Here is a 19,114-nt window from a genome sequence, read left to right on the forward strand (position 1 = left end):
CGCATTCTGCAATCAACAAAAACAACCCGAAGAGGTGTCGATATGCGTCTTTTGAAAGCAGTGGTCCCGGTAGCATTGGCGGTCTTGTGCAGCACCGCCGTCCAGGCACAACCCAGTGTCAGCGTGTACAACTGGACCGACTACATCGGCCAGACCACCCTCGCCGATTTCCAGGGCAAGACCGGGGTCAAGGTGATCTACGACGTCTTCGACTCCAACGAAACCCTGGAGGGCAAACTGCTGGCCGGGCGTACCGGCTACGACGTGGTGGTGCCCTCCAACCACTTCCTGGCGCGCCAGGTCAAAGCCGGCGCGTTCCTCAAGCTCGACCGCTCGCAGTTGCCCAACTGGAAGAACCTGGACCCCAAGCTGCTGGCCCTGCTGGAGCAGAACGACCCCGGCAACCAGTACTCGGTGCCCTACCTGTGGGGCACCAACGGCATCGGCTACAACGTCGACAAGGTCAAGCAGGTACTGGGCATCGACCACATCGACTCCTGGGCGGTGCTGCTGGAGCCTGAGAACCTCAAGAAGCTGCAACAGTGCGGGGTGTCGATGATGGACTCGCCGGATGAAGTGTTCCCGGCGGTGCTCAACTACCTGGGCCTGGACCCGCGCAGCGAGAACCCCGAGGACTACAAGAAGGCCGAGGCCAAGCTGCTGACCCTGCGCCCCTACATCACCTACTTCCACTCCTCCAAGTACGTTTCGGACCTGGCCAATGGTGATATCTGCATCGCCTTCGGCTACTCCGGCGACGTGTTCCAGGCCGCCAACCGGGCCAAGGAAGCCAAGAACGGGGTGAACATCGCCTATTCGATTCCCAAGGAAGGCAGCAACCTGTGGTTCGACCTGCTGGCGATTCCCGCCGATGCCGGCAACGTCAAGGAAGCCCACGCCTTCATCAACTACCTGCTGGACCCGCAAGTGATCGCCAAGGTCAGCGCCTATGTCGGCTACGCCAACCCCAACCCGGCTTCCCAGCAGTACATGGAGGCCGACCTGGTGAACAACCCCGAGGTCTATCCACCTCAGGCCGTGCTCGACAAGCTGTACATCTCCACCACCCAGTCGCCGGCCATCATGCGCTTGATGACCCGCTCCTGGAGCAAAGTGAAGTCCAACAAATGATTCAGCCAAACCTTTCGGGCAGCGCCAACGGGCATGCCCGCTCCTACTACGCCGCCTCGGCTGGCAGCCTGCCCGGCTACCCGTCGCTGGAGGGCCAACCGAGCGCCGACGTCTGCGTGATCGGCGGCGGTTTCACCGGGGTCAACACCGCCATCGAGCTGGCCCGGCGTGGGCTCTCGGTGATCCTCCTGGAAGCCCGGCGCATCGGCTGGGGCGCCAGCGGGCGCAACGGCGGCCAACTGATCCGCGGCATTGGCCACGAGGTCACAGGCTTTGCCCGCTACGTCGGCCAGGAAGGGGTGAAATACCTTGAGCAGGCCGGCATCGACTCGGTAGAGGTAGTACGCCAGCGCATCAGCGAACATGGCATCGACTGCGACCTGCGCTGGGGCTTTTGTGAGCTGGCCAACACCCCGGCCCAGTTCGCCGCCTTCCAGGCCGAGCAGGACAGCCTGGCCAGGCTGGGCTACCGCCACCCTACGCGGCTGGTGGCGCCCCAGGACATGCAGCAGGTGGTGGCCTCCTCGGTGTATGCCGGGGGGCTGGTGGACATGGGCTCGGGGCACTTGCATCCGCTCAAGCTGGTGCTGGGCGAAGCGCGGCTGGCAGCGTCCCTGGGGGTAAGGATCTTCGAGCAGAGCCCGGTGCTGGAACTGACCCACGGCGAGAGTGTGAAGGTGCGCTGCGCGACCGGCACTGTCACCGCCGGGCACCTGGTGCTGGCCTGCAATGCCCACCTGGAAGACCTGGAGCCGCGGCTCAGTGGCAAGGTACTGCCGGCGGGCAGCTACATCATCACCACCGAGCCGCTGGCCGAGGCCCGAGCCGGGCAACTGATCCCGGACAACCTGGCGCTGTGCGACCAGAAAGTCGGCCTGGACTACTACCGCCTGACCGCGGACCGGCGCTTGCTGTTCGGCGGTGCCTGCCACTATTCGGGGCGTGATCCGGCGGATATTGCCGGCTACATGCGACCCAAGATGCTCAAGGTCTTCCCGCAGTTGCAGGATGTGGCGATCGACTTCCAGTGGGGCGGCAAGATCGGCATCACCGCCAATCGCTTCCCCCAGGTCGGGCGCCTGTCGCAGTACCCCAATGTGTACTACGCCCAGGGCTATTCCGGGCATGGCCTGAACGTCACTCACTGGACTGCCCGGCTACTGGCCGAGGCCATCCATGCCGGCCACAGTCGCGGCCTGGACGTGTTCAGCGGCGTGCCGCACATGACCTTCCCCGGCGGCCCGGCCCTGCGGGCGCCACTACTGGCCCTGGGCATGCTCTGGCACCGGATGCGGGAAATGCTCGGTTGATCGGCCCCCTTCGCTGGCAGCACCCGGCCTCGTAGCCGCCGGCTTGCCGGCGAACACCTTGTCGCTGGCACGCCAGCTCCTGCGGGGCGGCGGGCTCCCTAGGTGAACCGGCGCTGCAGGAAATCCAGCAACAGGGCATTGACCTGCTGAGGCCGTTCGTTCTGGATCCAGTGCCCGCAGTCCGCCAGCAGGTGCTGCTCAAGGTCCGCCACCTTGCCCGGCATGCGCTTGAGGGTATGGGCTTCCAGTACACCAACCGGGTCCTGGTCACCCAGCAGGAACAAGGTCGGTTGCAGGATCCGGGCATCGGCCAGGAACTCGGTGCGCTTCCAGGTCCGCTCGAAATTGCGGTACCAGTTCAGGGCACCACGAAAGCCGCGCCCGGCAAAGGTCTGGCGATAGGCCTGGAAATCCTCCTCGCTGCACCACTGCGGCAACCCTGCGGGCACCGTCACCCCGTCGAACAACCGGGCATCGGCCGGCTTGGGTTGCAGCAATGCACCGACATTGCCCATGAACAGGCGCAGGCTGGCGTCTATATCGGCGTCCAGTTCCGCCTCGGCCACTCCCGGCTGCTGGAAGTAGAGGATGTAGTTGAAATGCTCGCCGTGCACCTGGCGCATGATCTCGCTGGCCGGGCGTTTCGGCCGCCCGGCAAAGGGCACCGACAGGGTCACCAGGGCCGCCACCCGCTGCGGTTCCAGCAGCGCCAGGTGCCAGGCCACGGGGGCGCCCCAGTCGTGGCCGACGATGCACACCCGCTGCTGGCCGAAGGCGTGCATGGCCTGCTGGATATCGGCGCACAGGGTCAGCAGGTCGTAGGCCTGCACCGCCTCGGGAGCCGAGCTGCGGCCATAGCCACGCATTTCCGGGACGAACACCCGGAACCCCGCTGCCACCAGGGCCGGCACTTGATGGCGCCAGGAATGCCAGCACTCGGGAAAACCGTGCAGCAGCCATACCGGCTGCCCCTGTTCCGGGCCGCTGACCCGCACACTGAGCTCGATGCCGTTGACGGCCAGAACATGCTGTTGGGAGGAACTCATGGCCAATGCTCCAAGGCAGATGCAAGGAGCAGAACCTAGCAGATGTGGGCACCTGCCCCGAGAATCATTGACGCTCCGAATGATCCTGCTGCGCTGTCGGGGCCGGGCGGCTCAGCCGGGAATCAGCCGGCCAGGGAATGGGATTGCTGACGGATCAGGCGCTGGGTATCGAGGACTTTCTCCAGGGCCTGCTCGGAATCGGGGTCCTGCATGGGGGCGCGAATCGCTGCCGACACCAGGCTGATGAGCTTGGCCATGACTTCAGCATCGGTGGCCGGGCGTCCCAGGCTCATGGCCTGCATCAGCAGGCGCAGCTCGGTGCCGGCCATGACGCCGGAAATTGCCTTGAGGGCAAATTGCAGGCGCACCCCCAGCTCGTTGCGCGGCAGGTCCGGCAAAGCCAGGGCAAAGGCCTTGAAGAAGCGCTCGAACACCGGCTGGTAATGCTCCTTGAGGTATTCCTGGATAAAGGGCGAAGTGTCGCTGTAGACCCGGCCAAGGAAGCGGATGAACGAGCGCCCTTCCAAGCCGCCACTCTCATCGCTGCGCTCAAGGCCCATGGCCGGGGCGAACAGCACCCCCAGCAGGGTTTCGCAGTCCAGCGGGCCCTCGGCCTGTTCCTCGCACTTGGCCAGCAGTTCCAGGCGCTGATCATTGAGTGGCCCCAGGCGCTGCATCAACAGGGCCTTCATCAGCGAATCCTTGTCGCCGAAGTGGTAGTTCACCGCCGCCAGGTTGACCTTGGCCCGCTCGGTGATCTGGCGCAGCAGCACCGCGTCGTAGCCGTACTTGATAAATAACGCCTCGGTCGCTTCCAGCAGTCGGGTCTTGGTGACATTGGGGGCACTGAGTTTCTTGGCGACCATGGAGGACTAACCTTTGCTGGGATGAAAAACTGACCGTTCGAACAGTGTTTTAAAAAAAAATTTGATTTTTTATACCTGCGAGAAGCCCTAAAAGCAAGCGCCCGGGGGACCGTCACGGCGAACACCGGCCTTTTTGTGACCCACGGGTTTCTGCCTGAAAGAACCTGGAAAAAGCCCTCAATTACCCGGTTCAGACGGCTGGCGTGGCAGGATGAACGCAGTTACTATTCAAACAATGTTTTTAAAATAATAAATAAAACCAGAGCTTGGCCCTGCCCCTGGACACCCCTGTTGCGTGATCCCTGCGCCCGGTGTTTGTCCAAGCAGCCAGTCGAGCCAGCCGGCGCGGTAAGCGATGACAGAGACGATAATCGAGCAAGGTTTTATCTCCCTGCAGGGCATAGGCAAGAGCTATCGGCTGGCGGAGCAACCGCTCCATATTCTCAAGAACGTCTCCCTTTGCATCGACGCCGGTGAAAGCTGCGCCATCCTGGGTGCCTCCGGTTCCGGCAAAAGCACCCTGCTGAACATTCTCGGCCTGCTGGATCTGCCCGACAGCGGCGACTACCACTTTGCCGGCCACGATATCTTCCGCGCCAGCCCCGACCAGTTGGCGGCGATCCGCAACCAGCAGATCGGCTTCGTGTTCCAGAGCTTCAACCTGCTGCCGCGTCTCAGCGCCCTGGACAACGTCGCCCTGCCCCTGAGCTACCGCGGCGTTGCCCGGCGAGACTCCCTGGAGCGAGCCATGCACATGCTCGACCAGGTAGGCCTCGGGCAACGCGCCGACCACCGCCCGGCGGACCTTTCCGGCGGCCAGCGCCAACGGGTGGCGATCGCCCGGGCACTGGTGGGCGAACCCTCGGTGATCCTTGCCGACGAACCCACCGGCAACCTCGACAGCCACACCGCCCAGGACATCATGGACCTGCTGCTGGCGCTGAACCGCGAGCGCGGGGTGACCCTGATCATCGTCACCCACGACCCCAATATCGCCCAGCGCCTGGAACGCCAGATCCGTGTCACCAATGGCGTGGTGCAGGAGGTCTGCCCGGCATGAGCCTCAAGGTCGAGCAAAGCGCCAGCCAGTTGCTGCACGAAGCCTTCGTCAGCCTGCGCACCCTGGGCAAGCGTTCGATCCTGGCCCTGCTGGGCATCGTCATCGGCAGCTCCTCGGTGGTGGCGCTGATCAACATTGGCCACAACGCCGCCGAGGACGCCGCGGCGATCTTCCAGAACATGGGCACCGACACCCTGGTGGCCCGCTTTCCCGCCAGCGCCGACAGCCGCACGCCGCTGCCCGCGGCCCTGGACACCCGGGCGCTGAGCCAGGCGGTGCCTAGCCTGATCAACATTGCCCCGACGGTGCTGCTCAGCGCCACGCTGATCCGCAATGGCCGCTCCGCCAACGCCAGCGTGGTGGGCGCGACCGCCGAGCTGGCGCCGGCCATGCGCCTGCAGTTGCGTGAGGGGCGCTTTGTCTCGGACTTCGATCAGAACGAAATCTATGCGGTGGTCGGCCATCAGGTGGCTCAGACCCTGGGCACCGCCGGGGCCCCGCTGCAACTGGGGGACCGGGTGCGGATCAACGACTACCTGTTCCTGGTCATCGGTATTCTGCAGAACCAGCCCAGCGCGGTGCTGGTGCCGATCCAGGCCAATGACTCGGTGTTCCTGCCCCAGGGCAGCATGCGACGGATTTTCCCTTCGCCACAGATCGACAACGTGGTGACCCGGGTCGCCGGTGGCCAGAACATGGAGCAGGTCGCCGCGGCCATGACCCAGGCCTTGAAAAAGATCCTGCGCGGACGTGAGGTGGAAGTGCAGGTGCCGCAGCAGATCATCGATGGCATGACCCGGCAAAGCCGCACCTTTGGCTACCTGCTGATGGCCCTGGGCGGCATTTCCCTCGTGGGGGGTGGCGTGGGGGTGATGAACGTAATGCTGATGAATGTCTCGGAGCGCCGCCGCGAGATCGGCATCCGCATGGCCCTGGGCGCCCGGCAAAAGGACATCCGCAACCTGTTCCTGCTGGAGGCGGTCAGCCTGACTGCAGTCGGCGCCCTGTCGGGGGCGATACTGGGGGTCGCCTCGGCCTTTATCTACGCCCGGATGTCCGGCTGGCACTTCTCCCTCGCGGGAGCGGCACTGCCGCTGGGGATCGGGAGCACCCTGCTGGTGGGCCTGTTTTTCGGCCTGTACCCGGCCATTTCGGCATCCAGACTGCAACCGGTGGAGGCGTTGCGCGATGAATGACTGGCGCCTGCGAACACTCGCCTGCCTGTGCCTTTTGTACTTGCCGGCGCTCAGCGCCGATGAGCGGGTGGATCGCCCTTCCGCTCCCACCATGCGCAGCGACTACTCGCGCAGCGCCCTGCTCAGCCAGCAGGTCACCGACCTGACCCTGGGGGACGCGGTCTACCTGGGCTTGCGCAACAACCGCAGCATCCGCAGTTCGTACCTGCAGCGGGTGGCGCAGAAGTTCGACCTGCGGGTGGCCGAGGATGTGTTCAACCCCAAGCTGCTGATCACCGGCAACTACCGCACCACCCGGGGCAGCAACGACACCACGCAGAACCTCAACATGGCCCCGGCCACCAGCCTGTTGAGCGAGTACGGCACACGCCTGAGCATGGCCTGGATCCAGGACCTGAACAAAGCCGATCGGGCCGGCCGCCAGCGCAGCGACGGCCTGGACCTGGCGATCATCCAGCCATTGCTGCGCGGCGCCGGCTGGGACGTGACCACCGCGCCGTTGCGCCTGGCGCGCATCACCGAACAAAGCAACCGCCTCAACCTCAAGGCCGGGGTCGCCCAGACCATCACCGCGATCATTACCACCTACCGCGAACTGCTGCGTTCCCAGGAACAGCTGACCATCGCCCAGGAAGCCCTCAAGCGCGCCAATGCCCTGCTGGAAGTCAACCGCGCGCTGATCAGCGCCGGGCGCATGGCCGAGTTCGAGATCGTGCAGACCGAAGCCGACATCGCCAGCCAGGAGCTGGGGGTGGAGGAAGCGCGCAACCAGGTGGACGTCAACCGCCTGTCGCTGCTGCGTCTGCTGGCCCTGGACATGTCCAGCCGGATCCACGCCAGCGAGGCCCTGCAGGCGGCCAAGATCAGCATCGACCAGCGCGAGGCCCTGCGCCTTGCGCAGATCCAGCAGCCCGAATACCTGGCTACCCTGCTGGGCAGCCAGCAGGCCGACCTGAACCTGGTGATCGCCAAGGACCAGTCGCGCTGGGACGTATCCCTGGTGGCCGGGGCCAACCAGACCCGCAGCCGCTATGACAATGACACCAGCAACGGTTCGGACCGGCGCTGGGACAGCTACGCCGGGGTCCAGGTGCAGATTCCCATCGGCGACCTGAGTACCCGCCAGGCCGAGGTCCACGCCCGGGTCAATGTGGAGAACCAGGAAATCCTCCTGGCCGATGCCCGCCAGGTGCTGGAGCGTGACGTCAACAACGTGGTGCGCGACCTGGGCACCCGCTGGCGCCAGTACGAGATTGCCCAGCGCGCCAGCGAACTGTCCAAGCGCAAGCTGGACATCGAACGGGAAAAGCTCAGTGCCGGCCGTTCCAGCAACTTCCAGGTGCTGAGTTTCGAGGGTGACCTGCGCAACGCCGAGAATGCCCGGCTCAATGCGTTGATCGCCTACCTGAACGCCCAGACGCAACTGGACCTGACCCTGGGCATGACTTTGGAGAGCTGGGACATTGCGCTCAATGACTTCTGACAAGCCGCAGGCGGGCAAGCGCCGTCGCCATACCCTGCAAGCGCTGGCCCTGGCCGTCGCCCTCGCCGTAGGCGCCGCTGCCCTGGTCACCCTCCAGTCCCCCGCCAGCACTGCGGCCACCGAGGCCCGCTGGGTCAGCGTGCAATGCACGGTGCTGACTCACCAGATCGGCCTGGTGGGCAAGATCGAACCGCAAAAGACCGTGATCCTCACCGCCCCGTTCGAAGGCAATGTGCAGGCCAGCCTGGTGGAACAGGGCCAGCGCGTAGAGGCCGGCCAGGTCCTTTTGCAGATGGACCCGGGGCTGGTGGAGATCCAGTCGCGCGAAGCCCTTTCCACCTTGCTCAAGGCCCGCCGCACCGTCCAGGAGCTGCAGGACTGGAACAACGGCGCCGTGGTCACCCGGGCCCGCCGTACCCTGCGCAACTCGCAGATGTCCCTGGCCAATACCGAACGCAAGCTGCGGGAAAGCCAGAACCTGTTCCAGCGCGGAATCATCCCGCGCAACGAACTCAACGACCAGGAGCAACAGGCCCAGATGCAACGCCTGGACCTGGCCGCCGCCGAGAGTGAGTTGCAGCAGGCGTTGAACCAGGGCACGGGGGAATACCGGCAGATTGCCGAAATGGAGTTGACCAACGCCACGGTCAAGTACGACGCCCTGCGCAAGCTGCTGGAGCACAAGAACGTGGTCGCCCCCTTTGCCGGTATCGTGGTGCCGCCACCCAATGGCGGGGCCGGCCCGAGCACCGCCGGTGCCGCCAACGGTCCGGTGCAGACCGGCTCACGCCTGAGCCCGGGGCAAGTGCTGTTCGGCCTGGCCAACATCGAACAACTGAAGATCGTCAGCAAGGTGTCGGAGCTGGACATCAACCAACTGCACCAGGGGCAGCGCGTGGAAATTCTCGGTGACGGTTTTGATGGCGAACGCCTGGAAGGCGTGGTGGATATCGTCAGCAGCCTGGCCCTGCCCAACGAAACCGCCGGTGCCGGAGCGCAGTTCCCGGTGACCCTGTCGGTGCCCAAGCTGAGCCGCGAACAACTGCAACGGGTGCGCCTGGGCATGAGCGCGCGGCTGACCATCGTCACCTACCGCAACGACCAGGCCATCGTGCTGCCGCCCGCGGCGATCCAGCGCGACGCCGACGGCATGAGCGTGGAATACCGGGCAACGGCCGATCAACCAGGCCAGCGGGTGCCGGTGACCGTGGGCCAATCGACCCCGGAGGGCGTGGAAGTGTTCGGCCTGCAACCGGGCCAGGTGCGCCTGCCCAACGCCTTGTAGGGGCTGGCTGGCCAGCGAAGGCACCCTCGGGAACGGCGCAAGGGTCTCTTCGCCGGCAAGCCGGCTTCTGCGAGTCAGCGCAGGGCGCGGCGCAGGACTTTGCCCACGGTGGTCTTGGGCAGCTCTTGGGTACGGAACTCTACATAGCGCGGCACTTTGTAGCCGGTGAGGTATTCCCGGCAGTGGGCCAGCAACTGGTCCTGGGTCAGCGCCGGGTCCTTGCGCACGACGAAGATCTTCACTTTCTCGCCGGTCACATCATCCTCGACGCCAATCGCCGCCACTTCCGCCACCCCGGGGTGCAGGGCCACCACATCCTCGATTTCGTTGGGGTACACGTTGAAACCGGAGACCAGGATCATGTCCTTCTTGCGGTCCACCAGGCGGATGAAGCCCTGCTCGTTCATCACCCCGACATCCCCGGTGGACAGCCAGCCATGGCGGTCCAGAACCTTGGCGGTTTCCTCCGGGCGCTGCCAGTAGCCCTTCATCACCTGCGGCCCGCGTACTTGCAGCTCGCCCTCCTCCCCCAGCTCGGCCAGTTGGCCGTCCTCGCGCACGAAGCGCACCCAGGTCGACGGCAGCGGTACGCCGATGGTCCCGGTGAAATCGCCTTCGCGCATGCGCGCAATGTCGATCGGGCTGATGCTCACCACCGGCGAGCACTCGGTCAGGCCGTAGCCTTCGATGATCGGCACCCCGGTGACTTCCTTCCAGCGCCGGGCCACCGAGGTGTGGGTGGCCATGCCGCCCGCAATCGCCAGCTTCAGATCGGAGAAATCCCGGCCGCGAAACTCTTCGTTTTCCAGCAGGCCGTTGAACAGGGTGTTGACCCCGACGATGCCGCTGAACTTTTCCTTGCGCAGGATCATCTGCACCCGCTTCACATCACGCGGGTTGGCGATCAGGATGTTGCGCCCGCCCAGGCACATGAACATCAGGCAGTTCACCGTCAGCGACAGCACGTGGTACAGCGGCAACAGGGTGACGTTGGTTTCCTGCTGGTTCTCGTCCAGCTGGTCACCGACCCAGGCCTTGGCCTGCATCAGGTTGGCGAGGATGTTGCGGTGCGTGAGCATGGCGCCCTTGGCATCGCCGGTGGTGCCGCCGGTGTATTGCAGGAAGGCGATGTCGTCCTGCTTGAGTTCCACCGGGCGGTGCTCCAGCACGCTGGCCAGCTTCATCATCGCCGGAAAGCGGATGGCCCCGGGCAGGTTGAATTTCGGCACCTGCTTTTGCACATGGCGCAAGGCGAAGTTCAGGGCTGCGCCCTTGAAGGTGCCCAGCAGGTCACCGATGGCGGCCACCACGATGTTCTTCAATTGGCTGCCCGGCATCGCCTGTTCCAGGGTGTGGGCGAAGTTCTCGAAGATCACCACGGTCTCGGCGCCGCTGTCCTTGAGCAGGTGCCGCAGTTCGTGAGCCGTGTACAGCGGGTTGACGTTGACCACCACGGCCCCCACCAGCAGGGTGCCGAACAGGCAGATCGGGTACTGCAGGCAGTTGGGCATCATCAACGCCACCCGGTCGCCCTTCTTCACCCCCTTGGACTGCAACCAGGCGGCGAAAGCGAACACCCGCTTCTCCCACAGGTCGTAGCCCATCTCGGTGCCGATGCTCACATAGGCCACCCGCTGGCGGTACTTGTCCACGTGTTCGAGAAACACTTCCCGCAGCGACGGGTAACGGTCGATCTCGGCTTCGATATCGCTGGGCACCCCCGGCAGGTAAGCGTTCAGCCAGATACGCTCGACGGGTTGCAGGCTCACGACACTCATTGGCAGTCTCCTTGTTATTTTATTTTTCGACGATGGCGGTTACGCCCAGCCCGCCTGCTGCACAGATGGAAATCAGCCCGCGGCCGCCGCCGCGCTCATGGATCGCCTTGGCCAGGGTCGCCAGTTGCCGCCCACCGGTGGCGGCGAACGGATGCCCGCAGCCCAGGGAGCCGCCGTTGACGTTGAGCTTGCTGCGCTCGATGCTGCCCAGCGGTCCGTCTAGGCCGAGCTTGTCCCGGCAGTAATCAGCGTCCTCCCAGGCCTTGAGGGTGCACAGCACCTGGGCGGCAAAGGCTTCGTGGATCTCGTAGAAGTCGAAATCCTCCAGGCTCAGGCCCTCCCGGGCGAGCATGCGCGGCACGGCATAGGCCGGGGCCATCAACAGCCCCTCACTGCCGTCGACAAAGTTCACCGCGGCGGTTTCCCCGGTACGCAGGTAGGCCAGCACCGGCAGGTTGTTGGCCGCCGCCCAGTCTTCGCTGGCCAGCAGCACCACCGAGGCGCCATCGGTGAGCGGGGTCGAATTGCCGGCGGTCAGGGTGCCGTTGTGGCGGTCGTAGGCCGGGCCCAGGCCAGCGAGTTTCTCCAGGCTGGCATCGGCCCGCAGGTTGTTATCGCGTTTCAGGCCGCGGTACGGGGTGATCAGGTCATCGAAGAAGCCGCGCTGGTAGGCCGCATTCAACTGGTGGTGGCTGGTGAGGGCCAGTTCATCCTGGGCCAGGCGCTTGATCTGCCAGCGCTTGGCCATTTCTTCGCAGTGCTCGCCCATGGACAGCCCGGTGCGCGGCTCGCCGTTGCGTGGCAGCAACGGCTTGAAGAACATCCCCGGGCGCACCTTGAGCAGGCTGCGCAGCTTGTTGCCGGTGCCCTTGGCGCGGTTGGCCTGGAGCAAGGTGCGGCGCAGGCCTTCGTTAATGCCGATGGGCGCGTCGGAGGTGGTGTCGGCGCCCCCGGCAATGCCCACTTCGATCTGCCCCAGGGCGATCTTGTTGGCCACCAGCAGCGCCGCCTCAAGCCCCGTGCCGCAGGCCTGCTGCAGGTCATAGGCCGGGGTCTGCGGCGACAGGGTGGTGGACAAGAGACTTTCCCGGGCCAGGTTGAAATCCCGCGAATGCTTGATCACCGCCCCCGCGGCGAACTCCCCCAGGCGCTGGCCGGACAGGCCGTAGCGATCCACCAGGCCCTGCAACGCCGCCACCAGCAGGTCCTGGTTGCTGTCATTGGCATATACCGTGTTGGAACGGGCGAACGGAATCCGGTTACCGCCCAGGATCGCCACCCGGCGTACCGGCGCCGGATTGAAACTGTACTCAGCCATCAACGAGCTCCCCAGATAAATAGACCGCGCATATGGGGCTTGTCCCCCGCGTTGTTGCGCACTTCGAACTCATGGCGCGGGCCGTCCGGCAGGCGATTCCACAGGGTCACCGCCGCCGGCAGGAAGATCGGCAGCTTGAACTCGCAATCCAGCTGGGCTGCCGCCAGTGGATGGGGCGGTTGCTGGGCCGCCAGGGCCCGGCCCAGGGTCCACATGCCGTGGGCAATGGGCCGGCGGAAGCCGAACAGCCGGGCGCCCAGCCAAGAGGTATGGATCGGGTTGAAGTCGCCGCTGACCTGGGCGAAACGCCGCCCCAGGTCGCCCCCCAGGCTCCAGCGCTGAGTGCGCACCAAGGCCTGCTCATCCCATTGCAACAATCCCTCCCAGGGCTCGCCGATGGGCCCGGCTACACCGCGGCGCAGGTACAGGCTGTCGCTTTCCCAGACCAGGCTGCCGCCACTGTGGGCCCGGCTGGCAATCGACAGCGCCTGGCCCTTGGGATGGGCCAGCCAGCGCTCGGCGAACACCTCCAGGCGCAAGGCCTGGCCCTCCTCCAGCCGTTGGTACTGGCGGATGCCGTTGGCCAGGTGGACCATGCCGCTGGCCGGATAGGGAAACGTCGGGCGGGTCAGCAGCAACAGGTGCAGCGGGAACGCCAGGGTGTGGGGAAACGCCAGCGGGACGCCGTGTTCCCGGCGAAAGCCGCAGGCCTGGGCGTAACGGGCTATTTCATCGGCCTTGAGCTCTACCGCCGGGCGCACCAGGCGCTCCGTCGGCAGTTGGGGCGCGGCATCCGGCTTGGGCTTGCGCAAGCTGCGGATGCCGTCGTAAAGCAGCTGCCCCCGGGAGGGCGGCGGTTCGATGATGCGAATCGCGGTATCAGCATTCATGGCTCAGGCCCCCAGCAGGCTTTGCCCGCAGACACGGACCACCTGTCCATTGATGCCGCCGGACGCCGGGTGCGCCAGCCAGGCGATGGTTTGCGCCACGTCCTCGGCCTGCCCGCCCTGGTTCATGGAGTTCATGCGCCGCCCGGCCTCGCGGATCAGCAGCGGGATCTTCGCGGTCATCTGGGTTTCGATAAAGCCCGGGGCCACGCCATTGACGGTGATCTGCTGGCGCGCCGCCAAAGGCGCGAGGTTCTGCACCAGGCCGATGACCCCGGCCTTGGACGTGGCGTAGTTGCTCTGCCCGAGGTTGCCGGCGATCCCGGAGATCGACGAGACGCAGACGATGCGCCCGCCCGGATTCAGGCCCTGGCCTTCCAGCAGTGCCTGGCTGAGCAGCAGCGGCGCTTCCAGGTTGACCGCCATGACCTTGCGCCACGCCGCCTCGGTCATCTTCGCCAGGGTCTTGTCCTGGGTGATGCCGGCGTTGTGCACCACGATATCGAAGGCGCCGTGCTCGCCGACGAACTCCAGCAAGCGTTGCCCGGCGTTGGCCGCGGTGATGTCCAGGGCCAGGGCGCTGCCCTTGATCCCGGCAGCCGCCTGCTGCAGCTCGGCCTCGCTCTGGGGGATGTCCAGGCACACCACCTGGGCGCCCTCCCGGGCCAGGACCTTGGCAATGGCCAGGCCGATGCCGCGGCAGGCCCCGGTGACCAGTGCCCGGCGCCCGCCCAGGGGCTGTTGCCAATCGATGTGCCGGGGCACTTCCACCGGCTCGCCGATGCGCACCACCTGCCCCGATACATAGGCCGAGCGGCGCGACAGGAAGAACCGCAGGCTGCTGTCCAGCTCAGCTTCGGCGCCGGGCTCGACGTACAGCAACTGCACCGTGATGGCCCGGCGCAGCTCCTTGCCCAGGGAACGCACGAAGCCTTCCAGGGCCCGTTGCGCCACCGCCTGGGCCAGTTCCTTGCAGTGCTCCGGCGGCGTACCCAGCACCAGCACCCGGCCGTGGGCAGTCAAGCGCCGCACATTGGCGTGGAAGAAGCGGTACAGCTCGTCCAGCTGGGCGATGTTGGCCACCCCACTGGCATCGAACACCAGGCCCTGGACCTTCACCGTGGAAGGTGCGGTGATGCTTGCGGCCTGGGCCGCCACGGTATCGGTGGCGGCGAAGATCCGTTGCAGCTCGCCCAGCAGGCGCCCCTCGGGCGCTGCGGCGAGAACCACCGGGTTGAGCAGGTTGCCACCCTGCCCCTCGCGGTGCCGTTGCAGCGGCACCGGTTGCGGCAGGCCGGTGCGCTGGGCCAGCCAGCGGCCCCAGCCGGAATTGACAAACGAAAGATAACCGTCAGACATAAAGAGATCCCGATCCAATCCTGTAGAGGGTCAATAGGCCGAATCGCTGGCGGCCACCGCGTCTTCGCTGCTGGCCGCGCGTTTGCGCGAGGCCGGCTTGGCGCTTTGCTCGAAGTGCGCCTGACGCTGTTGCAGGGCTTCGAGCAGACCGAAGTCCTGGGGGAAGTCGTCGACCTGGATCGCGTGGTCGCCGTATTCCACATAGCGCCCCAGCAGCTCGTCCTCGTCCGGGCTGATCAGTTGCAGCTCCAGGGCCTTGACCCGCCAGATCACGAAGGCCTCGCGGGAGATCGGCAACGGCGCCAGGGTGCCTTGCTTGATCGCCGGCTTGAGCCGCGCTTCGATCAGGTCCACCTGTGGCTGCAGGCGGAACGCCAGTTCGCCATAGGCCAGCTTGTCGATGTCCGGCTGCGGGATGTAGGAATCGGCCAGCAGGCGGTCGCGGGTCGGGCCCGGGGTCTGCACCAGTTCGGCAACTTGCGCCAGCAGGCGATCCGATGGCTTGCGCTGGGGAATGCCCAGGGGAAAGCTCAGGCCGCGGATGATCCGCGCGGCAGCCTTGGACGGATAGTTGTCCAGCACTTCGGCCAGGGCTTCATGGGCCCGCAGCAGGCAGTCCTGGGCGGCCCAGTGCACCAGCGGCAGGTCGGCCTGCGGCCGGCCATCGTCCTCGAAGCGCTTCAGTACGCAGGACAGGATGTACAGCTGGGACAGAATGTCCCCCAGGCGCCCGGTGATGCTTTCCTTGCGCTTGAGGGCACCGCCCAGCACGCCCATGGAAATGTCCGAGGCCAGGGCCAGCACCACCGACAGGCGCTGGATCTGCCGGTAATAGGCGGCCAAGGCTTTGTCGGTGTTGCCCGGGGCCTTGATCAGGCGCCCGCCGGTAACCGCGTGCACGGCAGCGCGCACGGTGTTGGCGAAGACGAAGCTGATGTGGCCGAACATCGCGCTGTCGAACGCTTCCAGGCCCTTGCGTCCGGTATCGCGGGCCGCTTCCATCTCGCGAAAGACATAGGGATGGCAACGGATTAGCCCCTGGCCGTAGATGATCAGGCAGCGGGTCATGATGTTCGCGCCTTCCACGGTGATGGCAATCGGGCTTTGCTGGTAGGCCCGGGCCAGGAAGTTGTTGGGCCCCATGCAGATGCCCTTGCCGGCAACAATGTCCATGCCGTCATTGACCATGGCCCGGGCGCGCTCGGTGACGTGGTACTTGGCGATGGCCGAGATCACCGAGGGCTTCTCGCCGGCATCCAGGGACGCCACCGAGACCTTGCGCACCGCGTCGCAGGCATACAGGTGCCCGGCCATGCGGGCCAGGGGCGCCTGCACCCCTTCGAACTTGCCGATGGGCAGGCCGAACTGCTTGCGCATCGCCGCGTAGGCCGTGGTGCCGCGCACCGCCACCTTGCCCAGGCCGACGTTGGCCGAGGGCAGGGAAATGGCGCGCCCGGCGGCCAGGCATTCCATCAGCATGCGCCAGCCGTTGCCCACCTGGTCACGGCCGCCGATCACCCATTCCAGAGGGATGAACACATCCTTGCCGGTGGTCGGGCCATTCTGGAATACCGCGTTCAGCGGCCAGTGGCGACGCCCGGTATTGACCCCGGGATGAGTGGTGGGAATCAGCGCGCAGGTGATCCCCAGGCTGCCCTTGGTACCCAGCAGGCCGTCCGGGTCCTCGGCGCGAAACGCCAGGCCCAGCACCGTGGCGATCGGGCCCAGGGTGATGTAGCGCTTGTCCCAGGTAACCCGGAAGCCCAGCACTTCCTCGCCCTCGAACTGGCCTTTGCAGACCACGCCGGTATCGGGAATGGCCCCGGCGTCGGAACCGGCATAGGGGCTGGTCAGGGCGAAGCAGGGAATGTCTTCGCCCCGGGCTAGGCGCGGCAGGTAGTGCTGGCGCTGGGCCTCGGTACCGTAGTGCAGCAGCAGTTCGGCCGGGCCCAGGGAGTTGGGCACCATCACCGAGATTGCCGCCGCCGAGCAGCGGGTGGAGAGCTTCATCACCACTTGGGAATGGGCATAGTGGGAGAAGCCTTTGCCGCCGTACTGCTTGGGAATGATCATCCCCAGGAAGCCGGCGTCCTTGGTGTATTGCCAGGCCTTGGGCGACAGGTCCTGCCAGACCTGGGTGGTTTCCCAGTCGTTGGCCATGTCGCACAGGGTTTCCACTTCGTTGTCCATGAACGCCTGCTCTTCGGCGCTCAGGCTGGCCGGCGCGGCGCCTGTCAGGCGCGACCAGTCGGGCTTGCCGCTGAACAGCTCGGCGTCCCACCAGACCGTGCCGGATTCGATGGCCGCGCGCTCGGTGTCGGACATGGCCGGCATGATCTTGCGGAACATGACCAGGGCACGACGGGTGAGCAAGGCCCGACGCAGCGGCTTGACGCTCAGCAGCGCAGCCGGCAGCACCACCAGCAGCGCCGCGAGGGTGATGCCCAGCGAGCCCACCAGGCTCAACCAGTGCCCTGCCCCCAGCCAGACCAGAGCCGAGCCCAGCCACCAGGAGGCCGGGGCCTGCCGATAGGCCAGTGCGAACGCAGCGGCGAGTCCCACCAATAACCAGACAATCATGGAATACCTCTCTTGTTCTCTGCAGACGACCACTTGGAGCCTGGGCGTTGTGCCGGCCCCTCGAAGATCACCCTACAAAGGAAACAGGCGCGTTTCAAATTTTATTTTTAAATATTGTTTTGAGTGATTTCAGCAACGCACAACGGCCGAACGATGTCAGCCAGGGCTTGGGGAAATGGCAGGCCAAGACGGGTCCTGAGGTGACCCGTCCCGCCGACGGCAGTCGCACAATCCCTTTGCACTGCCGTTATCTCGAGGCGTGGGTAAAGCCTTTACCCTCAGAAGTGATAGGTTGCGGAGAGACTCACCACCTCGCCCTTGGCGTCGACCTTGCCATCCAGGCGCGAGGCACCGAGACGATCCACGTTCTGGGTCTTGATCTTGGCTTCCTTGACGAATTGCCGGGAATAGGCGCCGTCGATGGTCAGGCCGGGGATCGCCCTGATGTCATAGCCAAAGCCCAGGGAAGTGAACCAGCGATCGTTGTCGGGAATCCGCGGGTCACGTGTGCTGTTGCGGGTTGGTGTCTGGTCGTACGCCACACCGGCCCGCAGGGTCAGCTGGTCGGTGAAACGGTAGTCGCCCCCCAGGGAATACATCATGGTGTCTTTGTACTTGTACGGGATGGAGACCAGGGTATTGCCATCGGACTTCAGGGTCAGGTCCTTGAACGACGACCATTGGGTCCACAGCATGCTGGCGCCCAGGGTGAAGCGGTCATCGAACACATGCACCCAGTCCAGCCCGGCGGAGGCTGGAATGTCCAGCTGAGCACTGGCGTTGGCGCCGTCCGGGTACAGCTTCAGGCCGGGATACGCCAGCTCTACCAGGCTTTCACCATTGGGCCCGGCCGGTTGGGTCATGTACTGGCGGCCTACCGCGTCGGCACGGATGTTGTACTTGCCATCCATCTTGTTCTTGATCTTGGCGTGATAATTCAGGCCCAGGGTGTCGCGGTCGGTGGGTTTCCAGACCACGCCGGTGAACCAGCCTACCGAGGTATTGTCCACCTTGACCCGCATCAGGTTGGAGCCGACGCCGGATGGCAACGGGATCCCGCCCAGGCCGGGAGATACCGCCGCGGCACCGGTCAGGTTGAGGTTCTGGCTGACGAAGCCCTTGCTGTGCTGGACGATGACCCCGGCCCCCAGGGAGAAGTCATCATTGACCTTGAACGACAGCGAGCCGGTCAGGCCCACGGTCTCGATCTTGGTATCCACCGAAAAGTCGCGGATCTTGGAATTGTCGTTGTCCCAGGTGCTGCGCATGCCCATGGGCACGACCTGGCTCAGGCCGAAGGCAAACTGATCGTTGATCGGTATCACCATGAAGCCGGTCGGCAGCCAGGCAGTGAAGCCGCCCTGCCCGCCATTGCCCTCCAGGGGCACCGGACCGCTGGTGGGGACGCCGGACGCATCCACCGGCAAGGTGGTGGCCGGATTCCCTTGATAATCGTAGGCATCGCCTTTGTATTTCATCTTGATGCGGGCGTAGTCGACCGTCATCTGTGCCACGTTCTGATCGATAAACGCCATGGCCGCCGGGTTGTTGTAAGCCGCGCTGGGGTCATTCTTGAACAACGAACCACCACCGAAGGCCCGGCCCCATCCGGGAGCGCCGTAGGTAGGCGTGGTGAAGCCGCCTGCCTGAACAGTGCCGATCGCACCAAAGCCCCCCAACAGGGCGAGTGCCACCGCGATCTGCAACTGTTGTTTCTTATTATTCATGCCCCACTCCTTATTATTATCGATAGCAACCGACACTACAGGGCCCTGCCGATCTGCAGATCACCGCCTCTTGCGAGGCGGTGTCCTT

At 65.3% G+C, this 19,114-nt stretch carries 14 protein-coding genes; 6 read left to right on the top strand and 8 right to left on the bottom strand.

Going from position 1 to position 19,114, the window contains the following annotated elements:
* Positions 1-42 precede the first annotated feature (42 nt).
* Entirely contained in the window at positions 43-1,131 is a 1,089-nt protein-coding gene (locus KCG88_RS05840) for a polyamine ABC transporter substrate-binding protein (RefSeq protein ID WP_047286451.1), read from the top strand.
* Positions 1,128-2,441, top strand: coding sequence for an FAD-binding oxidoreductase (locus KCG88_RS05845; RefSeq protein ID WP_210711950.1), 1,314 nt, complete (start codon positions 1,128-1,130; stop codon positions 2,439-2,441). Before KCG88_RS05840 ends, KCG88_RS05845 begins: the two co-directional genes overlap by 4 nt.
* Positions 2,442-2,539: 98 nt before the next feature.
* Here KCG88_RS05845 and KCG88_RS05850 read toward each other — a convergent pair whose 3' ends face one another.
* Together KCG88_RS05850 and KCG88_RS05855 are read right to left on the bottom strand one after the other, a co-directional pair.
* Positions 2,540-3,487: an alpha/beta hydrolase gene (locus KCG88_RS05850; RefSeq protein WP_210711951.1), complete on the bottom strand. Its 948-nt coding sequence runs from the start codon at positions 3,485-3,487 to the stop codon at positions 2,540-2,542.
* A 122-nt stretch (positions 3,488-3,609) separates the two neighbouring features.
* Positions 3,610-4,353 carry a TetR/AcrR family transcriptional regulator gene (locus tag KCG88_RS05855; protein ID WP_047336756.1) on the bottom strand — a complete coding sequence of 248 codons (744 nt, stop codon included), beginning with the start codon at positions 4,351-4,353 and terminating at the stop codon, positions 3,610-3,612.
* A gap of 355 nt (positions 4,354-4,708) precedes the next feature.
* Between KCG88_RS05855 and KCG88_RS05860 the strand changes: the two genes are divergently transcribed.
* The 4 genes from KCG88_RS05860 to KCG88_RS05875 are packed head-to-tail and all read left to right on the top strand — an operon-like array spanning position 4,709 to position 9,377.
* On the top strand, positions 4,709-5,413 hold the full coding sequence (locus tag KCG88_RS05860; RefSeq protein WP_210711952.1) for an ABC transporter ATP-binding protein: 705 nt from the start codon (positions 4,709-4,711) through the stop codon (positions 5,411-5,413).
* Positions 5,410-6,609: an ABC transporter permease gene (locus KCG88_RS05865; RefSeq protein ID WP_047286447.1), complete on the top strand. Its 1,200-nt coding sequence runs from the start codon at positions 5,410-5,412 to the stop codon at positions 6,607-6,609. The genes KCG88_RS05860 and KCG88_RS05865 overlap by 4 nt, the downstream gene beginning before the upstream one ends.
* Positions 6,602-8,092 (top strand): TolC family protein, encoded by a 1,491-nt coding sequence (locus tag KCG88_RS05870; protein ID WP_047286446.1) that lies wholly within the window; start codon positions 6,602-6,604, stop codon positions 8,090-8,092. The genes KCG88_RS05865 and KCG88_RS05870 overlap by 8 nt, the downstream gene beginning before the upstream one ends.
* Positions 8,082-9,377: an HlyD family efflux transporter periplasmic adaptor subunit gene (locus KCG88_RS05875; RefSeq protein ID WP_210711953.1), complete on the top strand. Its 1,296-nt coding sequence runs from the start codon at positions 8,082-8,084 to the stop codon at positions 9,375-9,377. Before KCG88_RS05870 ends, KCG88_RS05875 begins: the two co-directional genes overlap by 11 nt.
* 74 nt (positions 9,378-9,451) lie before the next feature.
* Here the strand turns inward: KCG88_RS05875 and KCG88_RS05880 are convergent, their stop codons facing one another.
* The 6 genes from KCG88_RS05880 to KCG88_RS05905 all read right to left on the bottom strand — a co-directional run bounded on the left by KCG88_RS05880 (position 9,452) and on the right by KCG88_RS05905 (position 19,026).
* The gene (locus KCG88_RS05880; protein ID WP_015635569.1) at positions 9,452-11,155 is read right to left on the bottom strand and encodes a long-chain-fatty-acid--CoA ligase; all 1,704 of its coding nucleotides are present in this window, start codon (positions 11,153-11,155) and stop codon (positions 9,452-9,454) included.
* A gap of 19 nt (positions 11,156-11,174) precedes the next feature.
* Entirely contained in the window at positions 11,175-12,473 is a 1,299-nt protein-coding gene (locus KCG88_RS05885; RefSeq protein WP_011061231.1) for an acetyl-CoA C-acetyltransferase, read from the bottom strand.
* Positions 12,473-13,363, bottom strand: coding sequence for a MaoC/PaaZ C-terminal domain-containing protein (locus KCG88_RS05890; RefSeq protein WP_210711954.1), 891 nt, complete (start codon positions 13,361-13,363; stop codon positions 12,473-12,475). The genes KCG88_RS05885 and KCG88_RS05890 overlap by 1 nt, the downstream gene beginning before the upstream one ends.
* Positions 13,364-13,366: 3 nt before the next feature.
* On the bottom strand, positions 13,367-14,719 hold the full coding sequence (locus tag KCG88_RS05895) for a 3-oxoacyl-ACP reductase (RefSeq protein WP_210711955.1): 1,353 nt from the start codon (positions 14,717-14,719) through the stop codon (positions 13,367-13,369).
* A gap of 30 nt (positions 14,720-14,749) precedes the next feature.
* On the bottom strand, positions 14,750-17,299 hold the full coding sequence (locus KCG88_RS05900; RefSeq protein ID WP_210711956.1) for an acyl-CoA dehydrogenase: 2,550 nt from the start codon (positions 17,297-17,299) through the stop codon (positions 14,750-14,752).
* A 278-nt stretch (positions 17,300-17,577) separates the two neighbouring features.
* Positions 17,578-19,026, bottom strand: coding sequence for an outer membrane protein transport protein (locus tag KCG88_RS05905; RefSeq protein WP_047286440.1), 1,449 nt, complete (start codon positions 19,024-19,026; stop codon positions 17,578-17,580).
* Positions 19,027-19,114: the final 88 nt, after the last annotated feature.

The sequence above is a fragment of the Pseudomonas sp. MWU349 genome, from assembly GCF_017947325.1.
Classification (GTDB): domain Bacteria; phylum Pseudomonadota; class Gammaproteobacteria; order Pseudomonadales; family Pseudomonadaceae; genus Aquipseudomonas; species Aquipseudomonas protegens.

Bases quoted from the DNA above. Each gene is read 5' to 3' on its own strand.
- KCG88_RS05840 (WP_047286451.1), top strand. From the start codon at position 43: ATGCGTCTTTTGAAAGCAGTGGTCCCGGTAGCATTGGCGGTCTTGTGC.
- KCG88_RS05845 (WP_210711950.1), top strand. From the start codon at position 1,128: ATGATTCAGCCAAACCTTTCGGGCAGCGCCAACGGGCATGCCCGCTCC.
- KCG88_RS05850 (WP_210711951.1), bottom strand. From the start codon at position 3,487: ATGAGTTCCTCCCAACAGCATGTTCTGGCCGTCAACGGCATCGAGCTC.
- KCG88_RS05855 (WP_047336756.1), bottom strand. From the start codon at position 4,353: ATGGTCGCCAAGAAACTCAGTGCCCCCAATGTCACCAAGACCCGACTG.
- KCG88_RS05860 (WP_210711952.1), top strand. From the start codon at position 4,709: ATGACAGAGACGATAATCGAGCAAGGTTTTATCTCCCTGCAGGGCATA.
- KCG88_RS05865 (WP_047286447.1), top strand. From the start codon at position 5,410: ATGAGCCTCAAGGTCGAGCAAAGCGCCAGCCAGTTGCTGCACGAAGCC.
- KCG88_RS05870 (WP_047286446.1), top strand. From the start codon at position 6,602: ATGAATGACTGGCGCCTGCGAACACTCGCCTGCCTGTGCCTTTTGTAC.
- KCG88_RS05875 (WP_210711953.1), top strand. From the start codon at position 8,082: ATGACTTCTGACAAGCCGCAGGCGGGCAAGCGCCGTCGCCATACCCTG.
- KCG88_RS05880 (WP_015635569.1), bottom strand. From the start codon at position 11,155: ATGAGTGTCGTGAGCCTGCAACCCGTCGAGCGTATCTGGCTGAACGCT.
- KCG88_RS05885 (WP_011061231.1), bottom strand. From the start codon at position 12,473: ATGGCTGAGTACAGTTTCAATCCGGCGCCGGTACGCCGGGTGGCGATC.
- KCG88_RS05890 (WP_210711954.1), bottom strand. From the start codon at position 13,363: ATGAATGCTGATACCGCGATTCGCATCATCGAACCGCCGCCCTCCCGG.
- KCG88_RS05895 (WP_210711955.1), bottom strand. From the start codon at position 14,719: ATGTCTGACGGTTATCTTTCGTTTGTCAATTCCGGCTGGGGCCGCTGG.
- KCG88_RS05900 (WP_210711956.1), bottom strand. From the start codon at position 17,299: ATGATTGTCTGGTTATTGGTGGGACTCGCCGCTGCGTTCGCACTGGCC.
- KCG88_RS05905 (WP_047286440.1), bottom strand. From the start codon at position 19,026: ATGAATAATAAGAAACAACAGTTGCAGATCGCGGTGGCACTCGCCCTG.